Genomic DNA, 19,051 nt, shown 5'->3' on the forward strand with positions numbered 1-19,051 from the left:
TGATTCGTGACCGCCACCCGGTAGAGTCCGGCGGAATGCAGGCGCGGGGCGTGCCGCGCACCACCGGCGACGGGAGCGGCGATGCGCGGCAACACAGACCACACCGCCGACGAGCACCGCACGGTCTGCCATGCCAAGCATGACCAGCACATGCACAGCGACCACCCGGCGATGTCCATGGCCGGCATGGCCCGAGATATGCGCAACCGGTTTCTGGTCGCGTTGGTGTTCTCCACGCTGGTGATGCTGTGGTCGCCCATGGCCACCCACATGTTCGGCCTGCACCTGCCCGTCCCGTTCGGGATGCGCGCCGACATCTGGATGCTGATCCTGAGCCTGCCGGTGATCTTCTACTCCTCCACGATCTTCTTCACCGGGGCGTGGGCGGCGTTGAAGGCCCACACCCTGGACATGATGGTGTTGGTCGCGGTGGGCATCGGGACGGGTTGGCTGTATTCGCTGTATGTCACGTGCACCGGCGGCGGGGAAGTGTTCTACGAGGCCTCGACCATGTTGGCCACGTTCGTGCTGCTCGGCCACTGGTTCGAGATGCGGGCGCGCAGCGGTGCCGGTGACGCGGTGACCAGCCTGCTGGACCTGTCGCCACCCAAAGCCGTTGTGCTGCACGACGGTAAGGAATCCGAGGTGCCGACCGCGGACGTGCGGGTCGGTGATGTGCTGCTGGTGCGCCCGGGTGCGAAGATCGCCGTGGACGGGACGGTGCTGCACGGTTCCAGCGAGGTCGACGAGTCGATGGTGACCGGTGAGAGTTTGCCGGTGCACAAGAAGCCCGGCGATCCGGTGATCGGCGCGACCATCAACACCACGGGCAGTCTGCGGGTGCGCGCCACCAAGGTCGGGTCGGATACGGCGCTGGCGCAGATCGTGAAATTGGTGAAGCAGGCGCAGAGTTCGAAGGCGCCCGGTCAACGATTGGCCGACCGGGCGGCGTTCTGGTTGACCCTGGTGGCGCTGCTCGGTAGTGCGACCACGTTGGTGGTGTGGTTGCTGGTGGGGGCGCCGCTGAGCAAGGCGCTGCTGTTCGCGATCACCGTGGTGGTGGTGACGTGTCCGGACGCGTTGGGGTTGGCGACACCGACCGCGATCATGGTGGGCACGGGGCTGGGGGCCAAACGGGGTGTGCTGTTCAAGAACGCGACCGCGCTGGAAGATGCGGCGCGTATCGATGTGGTGGTGATGGACAAGACCGGCACGTTGACCAAGGGCAAACCCGAGGTCACCGATGTGGTTACCGCGCAGGGTGTCGATACCGAACGCGTGCTGGCGCTGGCGGCCGCGGTCGAAGTCGACTCCGAACATCCCCTGGCCAAAGCCATTGTCGACTACGCGAAAAGGCATGGCGCCCAGACTCTTTCGGCCTCCGACTTCCAGAACGTGACGGGCCGTGGCGCGAAAGCCACCGTCGACGGGCATCACGTGATCATCGGCAATAAGGGTTTGCTTGATGCCGACCACATCGCGCTGGGTGAACTCGCGAAGCACCGTGACGAACTGGCCGCCTCGGGCCACACCGCCGTGCTGGTCGCCGTGGACGGGCACGCGCAAGCGGTGATCGCACTGGCCGACGCCCCGCGCCCGACCTCCGCCGACGCCGTGAAAGCCCTGCACGAGCTCGGTGTCGGGGTGGTCATGCTGACCGGTGACAACAAGGGCACCGCCGAACGCATCGCGCACGACCTGGGCATCGACACCGTGATCGCGGACGTGCTGCCCGAGGACAAGGCCGACAGGATCGCTGACCTGCAACGCACCGGCAAAAAGGTCGCCATGGTCGGCGACGGTGTCAACGACGCACCAGCACTGGCCCGCGCAGACCTCGGCATCGCGATCGGCGCGGGCACCGATGTCGCCATCCAGACCGCGGACGTGGTGCTCATGCGTTCGGACCCGTTCGCGGTGTCCACCGCGTTGCGGATCGGCCGCGGCACCGTGCACAAAGAACACCAGAACCTGGGCTGGGCAGTGGGTTACAACGGCACCGCGTTGCCGATCGCGGCCGGTGTGTTCGCGCACTGGGGGCTGACCATGCGCCCCGAGATCGCGGCCATGGCCATGTCGGGGTCCAGTTTGATCGTGGCTCTCAACGCCCTGCACCTGAAAAAGTTGCCCCTGCCCACCGCGCCGCACCACCGGTGATCCGCCCTGCTCGTCCCGGTTGCTCGCGGTGTGCTGCGCTTATACTGTGGGCCACAGCGCAGCTGACCTGCCGTCGATCGGAGAGCGCCACATGGGTTGCTACCAGCGCATCATCGTGGGAACCAACGGGTCGGAGTCCGCGCGCACGGCGGTAGCGGTCGCGGGCGATTTCGCGGTCCGGCTCGGCATCCCGGTGACCGCGATGACCGTGTGGAAGGAAGCGGGCCGCAAATCGGGCACCGACGCCGGGTGGGCCGAGGAAACCACCGCCGAAGCCGCGCAAGCGCTGACCGCCGCGGGGGTATCGCAGGTGTTTCGCACCGAACTCGACGGTGCCGCGGGGGCGTTGCTGCTGGATGCCGCCGAACGCGAACCCGACACGTTGCTGGTCATCGGCGGGGGCAGTCTGGGCAGTTCCAAGGCGCGACTGCTGGGCTCCACCGCCAATCACGTGTCGCATCACAGCCAGACCGATGTGGTGTTCACCCGCAAACTGCCCAAACGGTGGACCACGGTCGGCCTGACCACCGACGGTTCGCCCAGTTCGCTGACCGCCGTGCGACGCGGGTACGAACTGTCGCTGGCGATCGGGGCGCGCCCGTTCCTGGTGACCTCGGCCAAGACCGACGAAGACGGCGGGAACACGCTGATCGACGTGGAAGGCGAAATCGCGGTCAGCGACCCGGAACTGTTCGGTCGTGACGTGCTCACCGGTGTGCCCGCCGCGGAGGCGATCTGCAACGCGGCCTGGAAATACGATCTCGTGGTCATCGGTAATCGTGGAATGAGCGGGCCCGCAAGGCTTCTGGGGTCGGTGGCGAACAAGGTCACCCATGACATCGACACCAACTTGCTGCTGGTGAACACCACCCACTGAGCAGGCCGTCGAGAACGCCCACCCTGCCGTCGGTTGCGCCGTACCCTGGAGAAGGTGTCGGCCACAGGTTCGGAAACCGCCCCGCACGTCGTCGTCTTGTTCGGCGCCACCGGCGATCTCGCTCGCCGCAAACTGTTACCGGGCCTGCTGCACCTGTCCCGCTCGCACCTGGCCCCGGAACTGCGCGTCATCGGCGTGTCCCTGGACGACCTGGACGACGCGTCGTTTCGCGCGCTGGCTCACACCGCCTGCGAAGCGTCCTCGCGCCGTGGGGTGCTCGCGGACTGGGACAAGTTCGCCGACACCCTGAGCTACGTCCCGCTCACCGCGGGCCCCGAAGCGCTGCGCAAAGCCGTCGACACCCAACGCGCCGCACTGGGCCCCGACACGCAAGTGCTGGCCTACTTGTCGGTGCCGCCCAAAGCCGCCCCCGCGGTGATTGCGTTGCTGGCCGAGGCGGGCCTGACCGAGGACGCCAGGGTGGTGATGGAGAAACCGTTCGGCGTGGACCTCGACAGTGCCCGCACCCTCAACGCCGCCATCCACGAAGTCTTCGACGAATCGCAGATCTTCCGCATCGACCATTTCCTGGGCAAGGAATCCGCGCTCAACATCTTGGCGTTCCGGTTCGCGAACGGGCTGTTCGAACCGATCTGGAACCGCAACTTCATCGACCACATCCAGATCGACGTCCCCGAAAAGCTCAGTCTCGAAGGACGTTCGGAGTTCTACGACGCCACCGGCGCCTTCCGCGACATGGTGGTGACCCACCTGTTCCAGATCCTGGCGTTCGTGGCCATGGAACCACCCACGGCACTGGACTCCGAAGCGATCACCATCGAGAAGAACAAGGTCTTCCGGTCGATGCTGCCGCTGGACCCGCGCAAAGTGGTGCGCGGGCAGGTGCGCGGCTACCACGACGAACCCGGTGTCGACCCAGACTCCGACACCGAGACCTTCGTGGCGTTGGCCTGCGGGATCGACAACTGGCGGTGGGCGGACGTGCCGTTCTACCTGCGCACCGGCAAGTACCTGGCGCAGGGGCAGCGCATCATCTCCATCGCGTTCCGGGAACCGCCGCAGAGCATGTTCCCGCCGGGCTCGGGAGTCGGCGCGCACGGACCCGACCATCTCACCTTCGACCTGGCCGATTCGTCGAAGGTGTCGCTGTCGTTCTACGGCAAACGCCCCGGCGTGGGCATGAAACTGGACAAGCTCAGCCTGCAGTTCGCGCTCGAGGAAACCGACCGCGCCGGCGACGTGTTGGAAGCCTACGAACGTCTCATTCTCGACGCGATGCGCAACGACCACACCCTGTTCACCACCGCCGAGGGCATCGAACGCCTGTGGGAGATCTCCGCGCCGCTGCTGCAGGACCCGCCACCGGTGCGCAACTATGACACCGGGTCCTGGGGCCCCAACGCCATCCACCAACTGGTGACACCGCGCTCGTGGCGGTTGCCGTTCGAACGAGCCTGGCGCGAACGGCGCGTGTGGACCTGATTCCAGCGGTTGCTCCGGTTTAGCCGCGAACGAAGGAACCTGCCTGATCACTGCCCTATGATGACCGTTACGCGCGTTTTCGGACACAACGGAGTGGACGCCGGATGAATGCTGAGATCACCGCGGCGGGCTTCTTCGGCCTGCTGGACTGGGAGAAAACCACCGGTCTGAGCAAGTTCTGGGTCGACATGATCACCATCCCGATCTTCAGCGCCCTGGCCGGGCTGATCACCAACTGGACCGGGGTGATCATGCTGTTCGCGCCGGTCCGTTTCACCGGCTTCTACGTGCCCGGGCTGAAAGCGATCTTCCCGCTGCTGCCCCGCAAAGTGCAGATCCTGCCCACCTTCGCCCCCGGCGGCATTCTCGGCTTCCAAGGTTTCATTCCGGCCCGTTCGGAGAAAATGGCCAGTCTCATGGTCGACAACGCGGTGGCCAAGATCGGCACCGCCAAGGACTTCTTCGACCAGATGGATCCGCGCAAGATCTCCGCCCAGGTGGCGCACGCGGCGCTGCCGAACGTGCGGTCGATGGTCGACTCGATCATGACCACCGAGCACCCGCAACTGTGGGCCGACATGCCCCCGCGCGCCCGCGAAGCCGTCTACACCCGAGTCGAATCCGAACTGCCCGCGATCACCGACCGCGCGTTCGACTTCATCGGCGAGAACATCGACCAGCTCCTTGACGTGAAGCTGATGGTGGTCGGCTATCTGCGGCGACGGCCCGAACTGCTCAAAGACGTCATCTACGGGCTCGGCGCGCCGGAACTGCGGTTCATGACACGCAGTGGCGTGCTGGGCTTTCCGTTCGGGGTGATCGTGGCGCTGTGGTTGTCGCTGCTGCACTACAGCACCCCGCACGGCGATACTCCCGCACTGATCCACCTGCCCGGCTGGCTGTACGGCATCCTGCATTTCCTGCCCGCGTGGGCGTGGGTGCTGGCCGGTGGGGCCGCGGTGGGGGTGCTGGTCAACATCATCGCGATCAAGGTCGTGTTCGAACCCGCCGTGCCGCAGCCGCGCTACAAATACCCGTGGCGGGTCGCGAAATTCGCCAAACGCCAGCACCAGGCCGCCGCCGATCTGGGGCACGCGATCGGCTATCAGATCGTCACCCTGGACGTGGTCACCGAGCAACTGCTCGACGGGCCCAGCGGTGACAAGACCAGGGCGGTGATCGCGCACTTCCTCAAAGTCGAGATCGACCGGGTGCTCGGCCCGTTGCGGTCGGTCACCCGACTCGCGGTGGGCGCGCGACAATTCGACGCCATCCAGGCCACCGCGGGCGCCAACCTGGCCACGGAGATGAAACCGTGGCTGGTCGACGACGTCGAGTTCTCGCAGACCACCGCCGCCAGCGTCGACCGGCTGGCCACCGAGAAACTGCGCGAACTGCCACCCGAGGAATTCGTCGAGATGCTGTACACCGCCATCGAACAGGACGCCTGGCTGCTGTACCTGCACGGCGGCATCCTCGGCGCCTTCATCGGCGCACTGCATCTGCTGATCTTCGGAGCGTGATCGCATGTCGCAGCAGCCACCCGACCGCGAACCCGGCATCCCCACCGACCTGCTCGGATTGGCGCGCATCGCCGGATCGTCGGTGCGACACATCGTGGAATCGCTGACCAAAGGCGCCGTGCACACCGCCACCGACCTGGTGCACGACATCCGCGCCGGCGAACCGATGTCGCAGATCTTCGACGAACGCGTCGACCTGATCCGCCGCACCGCGCTGAGCGCACTGGGCCTGACCAGCACCGCCACCGGGGTCTACGGCCCGGTCGAAATCACCGTCGACGCCGCCGACCTCAAAGCCATGGGCGACGCGATGATCACCGAAGGGTGGGACAGCGCCCAACAACCGCGCGAACTGCACCCGTCGTTCGTGCCGATCCTGCACGACCTGACCCCCGACGAAGCCCGCATCCTGCGATTCCTCGCCGTGGCAGGACCCCAGCCCGCCATCGACATTCGCACCAAGGCCCTGTTCGGGATCGGGTCACAGCGGTTGGCCGACGGGATCAACATGATCGCCGCGATGGCCGGATGCGCACTGCCCGAACGCGACCACCACTACCTGGGCAACCTGAGTCGACTGGGGTTGGTGCGGTTCTCCACCGAACCGGTCGCGGACTTCCGCCGTTACGCCTTCCTCGAAGCGCAACCGGTGGCGCAGACGGCGTACAAGTCGGTGAAGATGCGTGCGATCAGTTCGTATCGCAGCATCTACCTCACGGTGTTCGGGAAGCAGTTCTGCGACGCGTGTTTCGTGCTCGGGGACTACACCGGGGGTGGGTGGGCAGGGGATGATCGGGGCGATATCTACCTCGGTAAGGGTCCGCGGTTGCCGTGAAGTGTGTCAGCCCCGGCCGCGGCGCAGGGCGTCCAGGACATCGGCGAACATCACCGATTTGATCGCGGTCATCGTCGGCTGATCCTTGCCGCCCAGCGGGGCCACCAAAGCCAGTGCGGTGTCGACGACTTCGCCTTCGCCGGCGATGGCGTCGACCAGATCCACGGCCAACGCGTCCGCACCACCGAAGCGGCGGCCCGTGGTCATGCTCGCGATGGCGGTTTTCGGGGTCACCTTGGCCTGGATGAGCGCGGCCATGCCGTTGGTGAACGGGATGCGGATATCGGCCTCGGGGAAGCAGAAGTAGCCGCGGTCCGCGCGCATCACCCGGTAGTCGTGAGCCATGGCCACCATCGCACCGGCGCCGAACGCGTGGCCGCCGATCGCGGCGACCGTGGGCATGGGCAGGGTCAGCACGCGGGCGAACAGGGTGTGCACGGCTTCGACGTATTCCGCGGCGCGATCGTTGTTGGCCTGCAACCAGTCCAGGTCCAAACCGTTGGACCAGATCTTGCCGGTAGCGGTGGTCACCAGCGCGTGCGCGCCTTCCTCGACGACGGTGTCCAGGTGGGTGTGTAGTTCGGTGAGGTAGTCGGGGGAGAAGCGGTTCTCGCCGTCGCCGAGGTCGAGAACGGCGATCGTGTCGTGGTGACGCAGTGTGGGCACGGGGTTTCCTTTTCAGTGGGGACCGAGGTCTTCAGTGGGGACCGAGGTCGAGGACGGCGCGCACCGCGGCGCGCAGCTGGGCTCGGGCCAGGGGGTCGGTGAGGCGGTCGCGGCGCAGCAGCAGCGCGGTGGGCAGGTCTACCAGGCAGGTGGTGACGGTGGCGACGCCGCGCTTGTCCGCGCGACCCCACAGGGCGCGCGCGAGCCGGTTGATCGCGGCGAGCAGGGCCTTTTCGGTGTCGGCGATCTCCTGGGCCAGCGCGGGTGCGATGTCGCCGTCGAGCAGTTCGGCGCGGTCGATCTGCAGCAGTAACCGCGCGGAGTCGGGGTGGTGTCGGGCCAGTCGTGCGGGGGCTTCGGCGGCGTCCAGGACCGCGTCGACGCGGGCGGGGTGGTCGGTGGCGTGCACGGCGCGGTCGATGTCGGCGCTCTGCAGGGCGAGAAAGCGGTGCGCGGCGCGTAACCAGGTGCGTGCCAGCACCTCCTGTCGGGACGCGAATGTGTGATAGAGCGCGCCATTGGATACTCCGGTAGCGGCGGCCACCGCGCGCACGGTGACAGCGGCGGGTCCCGAACGCGCGGCGAGGGTCTCGGCGGCGTCCAGGACCGTCTGCGGGTCGTGAGTGCGCGGTCTGGGCATGAACAATAGTTTACAGAGCGCACGCTCTGTTATTCCATTCGGACACACTTTCGGGTCTCTGGTCACGTATTTCGTTCCGCCACTTGACAATTCGATAGCCGCGTTGCCGGTTCGGGCACAGAGTGGACGATGTTACGTTCGCGCGAAGGCTCGATACGATGGGGTACTGTTCGCATTCTTCGGCCCCTGCCCGCACGAACAGAACGGCATCGCGATGTCCCGAGTGGTCACCAAGGAGCAGTACTACGACACCGCGGTGGTGGTGCTCGCCGAGTTCGGCTTCAAAGGTCTGAACATCGGTGTGCTGTGCCGCCGATTGGGCGTGACCAGCGGCTCGTTCTACCACCACTTCGGTTCCTGGCAAGGCTTCGTCGACACGCTGCTGGAGCATTGGGAGAACCGGCAGATGGTCGAGTTGCGTGCCCTGGATGTGGGTCACGGTGACGCCGATGCCGATGTGCGCGCGATGTCGGTGTTGGCCAGCGGTTTGGAGCACGGTGCCGAAGCGGCACTGCGCGCGTGGGCGGCCAACGACGAGTCGGTGCACGTGACGGTGAAGCGGGTGGACGAGTCACGTCGGCGCACGGTGCATCGGGTGATCGACGGGGTGGTCGGCGATACCGATACCGCCACGGTGGTCACCGAATTCGGGATGGCGATGATCATCGGGTACCAGCAGTTGGCCGCCGCGGGCGAGTCCACCGAGCTGGATCACCTGCTCGCCGAGTACGCCCGGTTGATCTACTCGCACCGCAGTTAGCGCTGGTCGCTAGCCCAGTAGTTGGTCCACGTAGCACCAGCGCCACGCTTCGCCGGGTTCCACGCTGCGCATCACCGGGTGCTGTGAGGCGCGGTAGTGGACGCTGGCGTGGTCGCCGATCGAGGATTCGCAGCAGCCGATATTGCCGCAGGCGGTGCACATGCGCAGATGCACCCAGCGCAAGCCCTCGTCCAGGCACGCCTGGCACACCAGCTCGCCAGCGGGTGGCGTCACCAGCGGCGCCTCGTCCAAATGCACGCACCCCTGCGCGCCGGCGGCGGTCGACAGCGGTTCGGTGCGACGCTGGTCGTCGTTTTCGTCGAAGCGGTCGATCATCGACTCCTCGAGGTCCAGACGGGCCAGAACATGCTGCAGCACTTCGTAATCCACCGCACCCGCGTCCCGCACTTTCAGCACCGCGTCGCGTTCGGCGGCCAGCATCGCCAGCCGCAACCGCCGGTACTCCGCGGTCGGTGTCACCAGTTCCGCTTCGGGCCTGCCCAGGCGTTCCCAGGCGGCGTTGGACCGCCAGATCAGCCGTTGACGTAGCGACGCGATCACCGGTTCGGGGGTGTCGGGACCGATCTGCCGGTCCAGTTCGGCCAGTCCCGCGGTCGAAGCCTGTTGCAGCAGATCGGCTTTCGCGAGCGCGTCCTCCTCGCGGCTTGGCCCACGCAAGCGCAGCAACCGCACCAGCCAAGGCAACGAACTGCCCTGCACCAGCAGGGTGCCACCCACCACGACCAACGCCAGCAGTTCCAAAACCGGCAGTTGCGGGGTCGAATCGGGCAGCAACAGCACCGCGGCCAGGGTCACCACCCCGCGCATCCCCGCCCACGACACCACCGCGGCATGACTCAACGGTTCGGTGGTGCGTCCGAACATCCTCGCTACCAACACCGGTGTGAACACCCAGATCGGTCGTGCCACCATCACCGCGGCCAGCACGGCCAGCGCGGTGACGATCAGTGTGCGGTGGTCCAGCCCGCTGTGCCAGGCACCTTCGACGATCCAGCGCACCTGCAATCCGATGATCAAGAACACCGCGCTTTCCAGAATGAACTGGATGGTGCGCCAATTGGTGGATTCCGCGACCCGCGACGCCGCCCCCTGCCAGCGTTGCGCGCCGTGGCCCAGGATCATCCCGCACGTCACCACCGCGATCACGCCCGATGCGTGGAAGTGCTCGGCGGGCAGGTAGGCCACGAATGGGGCCAGCAGCGACACCGAGGTGTCCAGCACCGGGTCGGTGATCCGTCTGCGCAGCAACGCCAACGCCGTGGCGATCACGGCTCCGATCACCGCGCCGCCGACCGCGGCGAGCAGGAAATCGCCGCCGATCTGCCACACCGTGACCGCGCCGGCCATGGCCGCGATCGCACTGCGCAGCGCCACCAGTGCGGTCGCGTCGTTGAACAGGGACTCGTCTTCGAGCACGGTCACGATGCTGCGCGGCATGCCGGTGCGCCGGGCCACCGCGGTCGCGGCGACGGCGTCCGGGGGAGCGACCACCGCGCCCAGGGCCACCGCCGCGGCGAACGGCACCGGCAGCAGCCACCAGACCACCAGGGCCACCGCGAACGTGCTGAACAGCACCAATCCCACCGACAGTGACGCGATGGTGCGCAGGTTGTCCTTGAAGTCGACCAGGGAGGTGCGCAGGGCGGCGGTGTACAGCAGCGGGGGGAGTAGGCCCAGCAACACCACCTCGGGTTCGAGGTGCACCTGCGGGACCATCGGCAGGTACGACGCGGCCACCCCGGCCAACGTCAGCACCAGCGGTTCCGACACCCCGAAGCGTCGTGCCAGCGCCGCCAACGCGGTCGCCGAGCCGATGAGGACAACCAAACCGATCGCGACATCCACCGGGGCATTGTCCCACCCGCGGACCAGTTAGTCCGTGGACGCCGCCCACGGGCTGCGCGCCAGCACCGACCACAGGTACACCCCGAAGCTCGCGCCGATCCCCAACGCCACACACACCGCGCCCGCCTGCACGAAGTACCCGATCCCCGACACCTGGTACACCGACAGGATCAATCCCTGGCACACGATCAGACCCGGCAGCAGCGCACCGGTGATCCCGACCAGCGCCAATGCCGACATCGGCAACCGCAACCAGTTCGCGGTCGCGGCGGCGAGGAAGCCCAGCACCACGGCCGCGAGCGGGCCCGCCCACACCGACGGGAGGTGTCCGACATGGATCAGGGTCTGGTTCACCGACGCGGTCACCAAACCGGCCACCGCCGCGGGCACCAGCAGATTTCGTCCGCCCACATTGAACAGTGCGTTGCCGATCGCGCCCAGGATCGCGAAAATGATGCCCAACCACACCGGCAGCTGCGGCAGAGTCGGATCACCGGCGATGCCCAGATCGAAACGCCACGACAGCGCCAACATCAGCAACCCGCCCAGCGTGATCCCGCCGATGATCAACGCCGCGCCCAGCGCTCTGGCCAGCGCGGTCAGACTGTCGGAGCTGACCACGTCGATCGCGGTCGACATCAGTTGCGGCAGTGGGGCGATGAGCACCCACGCGGTGGCTACCACCGTCGCCGCTTGCGCCACCGTCAGCCAACCCAGGCCGTGGAACAAGCCACCGAACGCGCCCGCCCCCGCCGCTTGGACCGCGACGGTGAAAAACGTTGGCACACCATGCTTTCCGAACCAGCGGCCGCTCAGGTTCACCACCAGCTGAGTGCCCGCCGCCAGTACCGCGGCCAGTGCGTGGCCGCCGATCTGCAGGCAGATGCAGAACGCCAACAGCACCCCGCCTGCCTGCACCGACCACCACGGAAACGGTTGCGGCCCAGCATTAGCCGCCTTCAACCGCTCGCACGCGGTATTCGGATGCAGCTGCTCCACCACGGTCTGGCGGGCGACGTCTTTGATGCGGCGCATCCGGTCACAGTCGAACGCGTCCAACGTCGATGCTTCCGCCAGCCGCGACATCGTGTTGCCGTTGTTGTCGCTGCACTGCACGATCACCACCCGGCCGACCCCGCACACCGACACATCCCGCAGCCCCCATGCCGCGGCGCACGAACCCACGATCAGCAGGGTGGCCTCGGTGGCGTAACCGGATTCCAGTGTCGAGGTGCCCAATTCGGTCAGGAAGGTGAGCGCGGCTTCGATATGCCGGTCATCGCAACTCCGTGCGCAGTCGATCTCCTGCGATCCGCTGGGTTTCAACCCGCTGAGGTCCGTTTCGCCACGTTCGGACCCGCTCTGGTTCGACCCGCCTTGGTTCGACATAGCGCCAATGTAGTGGGCCGTGTGCGGCCTGCCGGGAGACACGCGCGCCCACGTCACCGGGGGTGTTCACCCCAGATGGTCCACCGACCCCCACACCCTCAACGCCAACCGCGGACCCTCGCGCCGCCACTGCGACACCGACGCGTTGGGCACCGGCTCGAGCGAATCCGGTACCGGCGCACCGAGTCCGTCGAGGATGTACCGCAACGACACCACCACCGCGTCATGGGTCACCACCAGCACCTGTTCACCCGCGGCCACCACATCCAGCTCGTCGACGAAACTGCGCACGCGCATCGCCACGTCGGCCAGCGATTCGCCACCGGGCGGGCGATACACCCAGTTTCCGACCTGTTCACGGCGAGCGGCCTCCTCGGGTGCGCGCCGTCGGATCGCCCGGTAGGGGTGCAGTTCGAACACGCCCATCTCGCGGTCGCGTAGTCGTTCGTCGACCAGCGTGCGAATGGGGTGCAGGTGCCGGTTGCGTGCCGCGGCGGTTTCGGCCATCACCGCCCAGGTGACCCTGGTGCGTAAGTAGGGGGAGCACACGACCAGCGTCGGCCGCTGCGCACTGGCCAACCCCGCTAACCAGTCGCCCAGGCATTCCGCTTGCCACTGCCCGTGCGCGGTCAGTTCCACCGCGGAATCGGTGCCGCGCATCGGCCGCTGTTCGGTGGCCGGATCGGCGTACCACGCGTTGGCTTCGCTCTGCGCGTGCCGAACCGCCCACAATCCACCCAGTGACCGTGGCCCGGCCAACCCTTCATGCATCGCCACCCACCCCCGCGCTCGTTCGCGCTCCACCCGCCCCACTCCTGTCCCCGGTAACATTGCCCATGGTTGCCCATGATCAGCTCGAATCCGGCGTCTCCCGTCGAAAGAGGCCAGCATGACGACAGTAGAGGTTTGGACCGACATCAATTGCCCCTTCTGCTACCTGGGCAAAGCCCGCTTCGAAGAGGCGCTGGCCGACTTCCCACACCGTGACGACGTGCAGGTGGTGCACAAGTCGTTCGAACTCGATCCGACCCTGCCGCCGGGCTCCTCGGGCCCGGTCGTCCCGGCGATCGCCGCGAAATACGGCATCACCGTCGACCAGGCCGCGGCCAACGAACGCGGGATCGGCGCGCAGGCCGCCGCGATGGGGCTGCCGTATCAGACGTCCGGTCGCGACATGGGCAACAGTTTCGACATGCACCGACTCCTGCACTACGCCCTGGACCAGGGCAAACAGGAAGCCATGCTCGACGCGCTCTACGAGGGCAACTTCGCCGAACCCGAACCGGTATTCGGCGACACCGAACGTCTTGTCGCGCTGGCCGTGCGCGCCGGCCTGGACGAGAACTCCGTGCGGGCGGTGCTGGCCGACCCCGATGCCTACGCCGACGCGGTCCGCCGCGATGAAGCCGAAGCTGCCGCGCTGGGCGCCAACGGTGTCCCGTTCTTCGTGTTCGACGGCAAATACGCTGTTTCAGGCGCGCAACCGCCAGAAATGTTCACCCAGGCTCTCACCACCGCCTGGAACGACCGGCCCGGCCCGCAACTGCTCGCCGACGGCGACACCTGCGGCCCCGACGGGTGCGCGGTCCCGGGGTCCGCGACGGCGCAATGACCGTCGCGGACAACCACTTCCCACTCAGGCCAGGTCGATAACGACCTTGATATCGGAGCCGGTACCGGGATCGAACGCTTCCAGGGCCCGCTCCAACGGCAGCCGCCGGGTGATCAACCGTTCCAGCCAGGTCTCATCGGCTTTGGCCAGCGCCGCCGCGCCCTGCTCGTAGTGGTGGCGGTTGGCGTTCACCGAACCGAACACCACCGCGTTGTCGAGCACGATATTGCGGTTGAGCCCGCCCACATCGACCTCACTGTCGACACCGGGCGTGGACACCCCGGTCAAACAGATGATCACGGCGGGATTGTTGATCTCCATCGCCTGCAACGCCACCGCGGGCGCACCGGTCGCCTCGATCACGATGTCGGGGCTGATCGCGGTGGCCACCGCAGCCGCGGTACCGGTATGGAAGGTGGCGCCCAGCGACTGGACCAGTTCCTCCTTGATCCCGCCGGTGGTGCGGTCGAGAACATGCACGTCCATCCCGCGCAGCTGACCCAGCAACGCCGCCAGCAAACCGATCGGCCCCGCACCGGTGACCAGCACCTTGCGCGGTTCGAACCAGGCCCGCTGGTTGATCTTCTCGATCTGATCCCACGCCTTGGCCACCACCGTGGTCGGCTCCAACAACACCCCGACCTTCTCCAACGACGGGTCCAGCTTCACCGCGAAATCCTGCCGCACCGACCACTGCGTCGACCCGTACCCGTCGATCTCCTTGATCCCGCGCTCGACATACATGCCGTTGCGGCACATGTCCCATTCCCCGCGCGCACACGCACCACACGGCACCGGGTCGGGCCTGCGCACGATCCCCACCACCAGATCGCCCGGCGCGAACTTGCTACCCGCAGGCGCCGTCTTCACCCGCCCCAACGACTCGTGCCCCAGCACCATCCGCGACTTGCCCGGCGGCAGCCAGCCGTAGTTGCCCTCCGCGATATCGCGGTCGGTGCCACAGATCCCCAGCGAGATCCCGTCGACGAGCAACTCGTCGGGACCAACGACCGGATCGGGTACATCCTCCACCCGCAATGTCTGCTTCTGCATGGGAATCACTGTCAACGCACGCATTTCGGCTTCCCTTCCGCCGGACGGGCCACGGTTTGTTGTCTGTACGCCACCACATCCACGACACCCGGGGAGCAACCCCTTCGCGAACTCGCCGCGAACACGGACTACCTGCGAAAACGATACGCGAACAATGCCCCGATCGGTCGTTCCGAGACCGTTCGCGAACATTGCGCATCACCGTTTCGACGCTGCCACTGCCGACGCACCTGGTGGCGATCGCCGGGCAGGCCGTGCGGTGACAAGCGTTTCGTGTCGGAGGCCTCGGCTACGGTGGACCTCACTCGCACCCGATCCACCGTGGCCAGCTGGAGGCGTCTTGCGCAACATCGTCCGGATCTTGCTCGTGTTCGCCGCGCTGCTGTGCGCGAGTGCGCCCGCCCTGGCCAACCCGGCTCTCATCGACGAGACCTCCGCCCGCAAGATCGACGAATTACTCGCCGTGCGCGCGGAATCGGCGGGACTGAGCAGACCCGAACTGATCGACCGACTGTCGGCCCGGTTACTGGGCACCCCCTACGGCGCGAACATGCTGGTCGGCTCCGCGACACAACCCGAACAACTCGTCGTCGACCTGCGCCGGGTGGACTGCTTCACCTTCCTCGACTACATCGACGCCGCCTCCCGCGCCGGCACCCGCGACCAGTTCGTCACCGAGCTCGTCGCCGACCGGTACATCGACGGGCGCGTCGAATTCGCCCAGCGCAAACACTTCTTCACCGACTGGGCCACCAGGGAACGGCGTACCGCCACCGACATCACCGCGAGCCTGAGCCCCGCCGCGGTCACCACCACCAAACAACTCAACGCGAAAGCGGACGGCGGGCTGTACCTGCCGGGAGTACCCGTGGTCGACCGCGCGGTCACGCACATTCCCTCGGCAGCAGTCGACGGGGGAGTGCGCGCAGCATTACGCACCGGCGACTTCTTGGGCGCCTACACCCCCGATGCCGGCCTGGACGTCACCCACGTCGGCATCATCGTCCAAACCCCCACCGGCCCCGTCTTCCGCAACGCCTCGTCGCTGGCCGCGAACAACCAGGTTGTCGACACCCCGTTGACCGACTACCTGCACACCGTTCCCGGCATCGTCGTCCTGCGCCCGCTCTGACCGTCCCCGAGGATTCGCCATGACCACACTGCCCGATCGTCCCCACACCGCACTGCTCGTCGTCGACGTCCAAAACGGTGTCGTCGACGAAGCGCCGCGCCGCGACGAGGTCGTGGCCAATATCGCCACCCTGGTCGGACGGGCGCGCGCCGCCGATGTCCCCGTCCTCTGGATCCAGCATTCCGACGAGGAACTCGTGGAAGGCACCGACCCGTGGCGCTACGTCCCCGAGCTCGTCCGCGCCGACACCGAACCGCTGGTCCCCAAGCGCTACGGCGATTCGTTCGAGGACACCCCGCTCGAGGGCCTGCTCGCCGCAGTGGGGGCCGGGCACCTGGTCGTCACCGGCGCCGAGTCCGACGCGTGTGTCCGTTCCACCATCCACGGTGCCTTCACGCGTGGTTACGACGTCACGCTGGTCGCCGATGCCCATACCGCGGGCGACAAAACCCGGTGGGGCGCACCGAAACCCGAGGAAGTCATCGCCCACACCAACCTGTACTGGCAGTTCCAACAGGCGCCCGGCCGCACCGCCGCGGTCACGCCGACCGCCGAAGTCGACTTCGGGCAGGCTACGTAAGCCGCTGCGGCGGTAGATTCGACATTCGGCGATGTCGACTCATCGAAGGAGAGCCATGAGCACGGCCAAGAAGACCATCGAGCCCGCGGACAGCCATGATCTGATCCGCGTGCACGGTGCGCGCGTGAACAACCTGCGCGATGTCAGCATCGAGATCCCCAAGCGCAGGCTCACGGTCTTCACCGGGGTGTCGGGGTCCGGGAAGAGCTCGCTGGTGTTCGGCACCATCGCCGCGGAATCGCAGCGGCTGATCAACGAAACCTACAGCGCGTTCGTGCAGGGTTTCATGCCCAGCCAGGCCCGTCCCGACGTCGACGTGCTCGAAGGACTGACCACAGCGATCCTGGTCGACCAGTCGCGTCTGGGTGCCAACCCGCGCTCCACCGTGGGCACCGTCACCGACGCCAACGCCATGCTGCGGATCCTGTTCAGCCGCCTGGGCGACCCGCACATCGGGTCCTCGCAGGCGTTCTCGTTCAACGTCGCCTCCGTCAGCGGGGCGGGCGCGGTCGAGATCGAGAAGAACGGGGTCACGGTCAAGGAACGCCGCAGCTTCGCCATCACCGGCGGCATGTGTCCCACCTGCGAGGGCAAGGGGCAGATCAACGACATCGACCTCACCGAGCTCTACGACGAGAACCTGTCCCTGGACGACGGACCGTTCAAGATCCCCGGCTACAGCATGGACGGCTGGATGGGCCGCATCTTCAAAGGTTCCGGCTTCTTCGACCCGGCCAAGCCGATCAAGAAGTACACCAAAAAGCAGCTCGCGGACCTGCTGTACAAAGAGCCGACCAAGGTCAAGGTCGAAGGCATCAACCTCACCTACGAAGGCCTGATCCCGAAACTGCGAAAGTCGATGCTGTCCAAGGACATCGAGTCCTTGCAGCCGCACGTGCGCGCGTTCGTCGAGCGAGCGGTCACCTTCGGCACCTGCCCGGACTGCGACGGCACCCGCCTGTCCGAGGCCGCGCGCTCGTCGAAGATCAAGGGCCTCAGCATCGCCGACGCGTGCGCCATGCAGATCACCGACCTGGCCGAATGGGTCAAAGACGTCAACGACCCGTCGGTCGCCCCGCTGCTCGAGTCCCTGCGCCAAACCCTGGATTCCTTCGTCGAGATCGGCCTGGGGTACCTGTCGCTGTCGCGCCCCTCGGGCACGCTGTCCGGCGGTGAAGCCCAGCGCGTGAAGATGATTCGCCACCTGGGCTCCTCGCTCACCGACGTCACCTACGTGTTCGACGAGCCGACCGCAGGCCTGCACCCGCACGACATCCAGCGGATGAACGGCCTGCTGCTGCGGTTGCGCGACAAGGGCAACACGGTGCTGGTGGTCGAACACAAGCCCGAGACCATCGCCATCGCCGACCACATCGTCGACATCGGCCCCGCCGCGGGTTCCAAGGGCGGCACCATCTGCTTCGAAGGCACCGTCGACGGTTTGCGCAACAGCGACACCGTGACCGGCCGCCACTTCGACGACCGTGCGGCGGTCAAGGACTCCGTGCGAAAGCCCAATGGCGCGTTGAAGATTCGCGGCGCGGTCGCCAACAACCTGAACAAGGTCGACGTCGACATCCCGCTGGGTGTGCTCGTCGCGATCACCGGCGTCGCGGGTTCGGGCAAGAGCTCGCTGGTGCACGGCTCGATCCCCATCGACGAGGGGGTCATCTCCATCGACCAGGCCCCCATCAAGGGCTCCCGCCGCTCCAACCCCGCCACCTACACCGGCCTGCTCGACCACATCCGCAAAGCCTTCGCCAAGGCCACCGGCGCCAAACCCGCCCTGTTCAGCGCCAACTCCGAAGGCGCCTGCCCCAACTGCAACGGTGCAGGCGTGGTCTACACCGACCTGGCCATGATGGCCGGCGTGGAAACCCGCTGCGAAGTATGTGAGGGCAAACGCTTCCAAGCCGACGTGCTCGAACTGCGCTTCGCGGGCAAGAACATCAGCGACGTGCTGTCCATGCCGGTGGAGGAGGCCCGCGACTTCTTCGGCGAAGGCGAAGCCCGCACCCCCGCCGCCCACAAGATCCTCACCCACCTCAGCGAAGTCGGCCTTGGCTACCTCACCATCGGCCAGCCACTGACCACCCTGTCCGGCGGCGAACGCCAACGCCTGAAACTGGCCACCCACATGTCCGACAAGGGCGGCACCTACATCCTCGACGAACCCACCACCGGCCTGCACCTGGCCGACGTCGAACAACTGCTGGGCCTGCTCGACCGCCTCGTCGAAGCAGGCAAATCCGTCATCGTCGTCGAACACCACCAGGCCGTGATGGCCCACGCCGACTGGATCATCGACCTGGGCCCCGGTGCAGGCCACGACGGCGGCCAGATCGTCTTTGAAGGCACCCCCGCCGACCTCGTCAAGGCCCGCTCCACCCTCACCGGTCAGCACCTCGCCGAGTACGTGGGCGCCTGAGTGCAGCGCGGCCGGGCCCGAATTGAGCCC

16 protein-coding genes are annotated in these 19,051 nt (G+C 66.9%); 10 read left to right on the plus strand and 6 right to left on the minus strand.

The window, feature by feature from the left end:
• Window positions 1–81: 81 nt before the first annotated feature.
• From ACFWU5_RS07335 to ACFWU5_RS07355, 5 genes are all read left to right on the plus strand, one after another.
• Window positions 82–2,157: a heavy metal translocating P-type ATPase gene (locus ACFWU5_RS07335; protein ID WP_379266451.1), complete on the plus strand. Its 2,076-nt coding sequence runs from the start codon at window positions 82–84 to the stop codon at window positions 2,155–2,157.
• A 91-nt stretch (window positions 2,158–2,248) separates the two neighbouring features.
• Entirely contained in the window at window positions 2,249–3,034 is a 786-nt protein-coding gene (locus ACFWU5_RS07340; RefSeq protein ID WP_379266452.1) for a universal stress protein, read from the plus strand.
• Between the two features lie 54 nt (window positions 3,035–3,088).
• Window positions 3,089–4,537 carry a glucose-6-phosphate dehydrogenase gene (zwf, locus tag ACFWU5_RS07345; RefSeq protein ID WP_379266453.1) on the plus strand — a complete coding sequence of 483 codons (1,449 nt, stop codon included), beginning with the start codon at window positions 3,089–3,091 and terminating at the stop codon, window positions 4,535–4,537.
• Between the two features lie 104 nt (window positions 4,538–4,641).
• On the plus strand, window positions 4,642–6,060 hold the full coding sequence (locus ACFWU5_RS07350) for a hypothetical protein (protein ID WP_379242652.1): 1,419 nt from the start codon (window positions 4,642–4,644) through the stop codon (window positions 6,058–6,060).
• A 4-nt stretch (window positions 6,061–6,064) separates the two neighbouring features.
• Complete coding sequence (locus ACFWU5_RS07355) at window positions 6,065–6,895, plus strand: Abi-alpha family protein (protein WP_379266454.1); 831 nt, start codon at window positions 6,065–6,067, stop codon at window positions 6,893–6,895.
• A 6-nt stretch (window positions 6,896–6,901) separates the two neighbouring features.
• Here the strand turns inward: ACFWU5_RS07355 and ACFWU5_RS07360 are convergent, their stop codons facing one another.
• Both ACFWU5_RS07360 and ACFWU5_RS07365 read right to left on the minus strand, forming a co-directional pair.
• Window positions 6,902–7,561 carry an enoyl-CoA hydratase-related protein gene (locus ACFWU5_RS07360; RefSeq protein ID WP_379266455.1) on the minus strand — a complete coding sequence of 220 codons (660 nt, stop codon included), beginning with the start codon at window positions 7,559–7,561 and terminating at the stop codon, window positions 6,902–6,904.
• A gap of 31 nt (window positions 7,562–7,592) precedes the next feature.
• On the minus strand, window positions 7,593–8,201 hold the full coding sequence (locus ACFWU5_RS07365) for a TetR family transcriptional regulator (protein ID WP_379266456.1): 609 nt from the start codon (window positions 8,199–8,201) through the stop codon (window positions 7,593–7,595).
• Between the two features lie 214 nt (window positions 8,202–8,415).
• Here ACFWU5_RS07365 and ACFWU5_RS07370 point away from each other — a divergent pair, with 214 nt between their 5' ends.
• Window positions 8,416–8,961: a TetR/AcrR family transcriptional regulator gene (locus ACFWU5_RS07370; RefSeq protein ID WP_379242646.1), complete on the plus strand. Its 546-nt coding sequence runs from the start codon at window positions 8,416–8,418 to the stop codon at window positions 8,959–8,961.
• Between the two features lie 9 nt (window positions 8,962–8,970).
• Here the strand turns inward: ACFWU5_RS07370 and ACFWU5_RS07375 are convergent, their stop codons facing one another.
• From ACFWU5_RS07375 to ACFWU5_RS07385, 3 genes are all read right to left on the minus strand, one after another.
• Window positions 8,971–10,827: a Na+/H+ antiporter gene (locus ACFWU5_RS07375; protein ID WP_379266457.1), complete on the minus strand. Its 1,857-nt coding sequence runs from the start codon at window positions 10,825–10,827 to the stop codon at window positions 8,971–8,973.
• A gap of 27 nt (window positions 10,828–10,854) precedes the next feature.
• Window positions 10,855–12,216, minus strand: coding sequence for a threonine/serine exporter family protein (locus ACFWU5_RS07380; protein ID WP_379266459.1), 1,362 nt, complete (start codon window positions 12,214–12,216; stop codon window positions 10,855–10,857).
• 66 nt (window positions 12,217–12,282) lie between these two features.
• Complete coding sequence (locus ACFWU5_RS07385; RefSeq protein WP_379266460.1) at window positions 12,283–12,987, minus strand: histidine phosphatase family protein; 705 nt, start codon at window positions 12,985–12,987, stop codon at window positions 12,283–12,285.
• A gap of 118 nt (window positions 12,988–13,105) precedes the next feature.
• On the opposite strand from ACFWU5_RS07385, the gene ACFWU5_RS07390 reads away from it, so the two are divergent.
• Entirely contained in the window at window positions 13,106–13,828 is a 723-nt protein-coding gene (locus ACFWU5_RS07390) for a DsbA family oxidoreductase (protein WP_379266461.1), read from the plus strand.
• 24 nt (window positions 13,829–13,852) lie between these two features.
• Here ACFWU5_RS07390 and ACFWU5_RS07395 read toward each other — a convergent pair whose 3' ends face one another.
• The gene (locus ACFWU5_RS07395; protein WP_379242636.1) at window positions 13,853–14,881 is read right to left on the minus strand and encodes a glucose 1-dehydrogenase; all 1,029 of its coding nucleotides are present in this window, start codon (window positions 14,879–14,881) and stop codon (window positions 13,853–13,855) included.
• Between the two features lie 340 nt (window positions 14,882–15,221).
• Here ACFWU5_RS07395 and ACFWU5_RS07400 point away from each other — a divergent pair, with 340 nt between their 5' ends.
• From ACFWU5_RS07400 to ACFWU5_RS07410, 3 genes are read left to right on the plus strand one after another with little or no spacing between them, the layout of a single operon-like run.
• Window positions 15,222–16,013: a DUF1460 domain-containing protein gene (locus tag ACFWU5_RS07400; protein ID WP_379266462.1), complete on the plus strand. Its 792-nt coding sequence runs from the start codon at window positions 15,222–15,224 to the stop codon at window positions 16,011–16,013.
• 19 nt (window positions 16,014–16,032) lie between these two features.
• Window positions 16,033–16,593, plus strand: coding sequence for an isochorismatase family protein (locus ACFWU5_RS07405; protein WP_379242632.1), 561 nt, complete (start codon window positions 16,033–16,035; stop codon window positions 16,591–16,593).
• 55 nt (window positions 16,594–16,648) lie between these two features.
• Window positions 16,649–19,021 (plus strand): ATP-binding cassette domain-containing protein, encoded by a 2,373-nt coding sequence (locus ACFWU5_RS07410; protein ID WP_379266463.1) that lies wholly within the window; start codon window positions 16,649–16,651, stop codon window positions 19,019–19,021.
• Window positions 19,022–19,051: the final 30 nt, after the last annotated feature.

The sequence above is a fragment of the Nocardia sp. NPDC058640 genome (genome assembly GCF_042716995.1).
Lineage (GTDB): Bacteria > Actinomycetota > Actinomycetes > Mycobacteriales > Mycobacteriaceae > Nocardia.

Excerpts from the sequence above, each read along its gene's own strand:
- ACFWU5_RS07335 (WP_379266451.1), top strand. The coding sequence starts at position 82 with ATGCGCGGCAACACAGACCACACCGCCGACGAGCACCGCACGGTCTGC.
- ACFWU5_RS07340 (WP_379266452.1), top strand. The coding sequence starts at position 2,249 with ATGGGTTGCTACCAGCGCATCATCGTGGGAACCAACGGGTCGGAGTCC.
- ACFWU5_RS07350 (WP_379242652.1), top strand. The coding sequence starts at position 4,642 with ATGAATGCTGAGATCACCGCGGCGGGCTTCTTCGGCCTGCTGGACTGG.
- ACFWU5_RS07355 (WP_379266454.1), top strand. The coding sequence starts at position 6,065 with ATGTCGCAGCAGCCACCCGACCGCGAACCCGGCATCCCCACCGACCTG.
- ACFWU5_RS07365 (WP_379266456.1), bottom strand. The coding sequence starts at position 8,201 with ATGCCCAGACCGCGCACTCACGACCCGCAGACGGTCCTGGACGCCGCC.
- ACFWU5_RS07370 (WP_379242646.1), top strand. The coding sequence starts at position 8,416 with ATGTCCCGAGTGGTCACCAAGGAGCAGTACTACGACACCGCGGTGGTG.
- ACFWU5_RS07380 (WP_379266459.1), bottom strand. The coding sequence starts at position 12,216 with ATGTCGAACCAAGGCGGGTCGAACCAGAGCGGGTCCGAACGTGGCGAA.
- ACFWU5_RS07385 (WP_379266460.1), bottom strand. The coding sequence starts at position 12,987 with ATGCATGAAGGGTTGGCCGGGCCACGGTCACTGGGTGGATTGTGGGCG.
- ACFWU5_RS07390 (WP_379266461.1), top strand. The coding sequence starts at position 13,106 with ATGACGACAGTAGAGGTTTGGACCGACATCAATTGCCCCTTCTGCTAC.
- ACFWU5_RS07395 (WP_379242636.1), bottom strand. The coding sequence starts at position 14,881 with ATGCAGAAGCAGACATTGCGGGTGGAGGATGTACCCGATCCGGTCGTT.
- ACFWU5_RS07405 (WP_379242632.1), top strand. The coding sequence starts at position 16,033 with ATGACCACACTGCCCGATCGTCCCCACACCGCACTGCTCGTCGTCGAC.
- ACFWU5_RS07410 (WP_379266463.1), top strand. The coding sequence starts at position 16,649 with ATGAGCACGGCCAAGAAGACCATCGAGCCCGCGGACAGCCATGATCTG.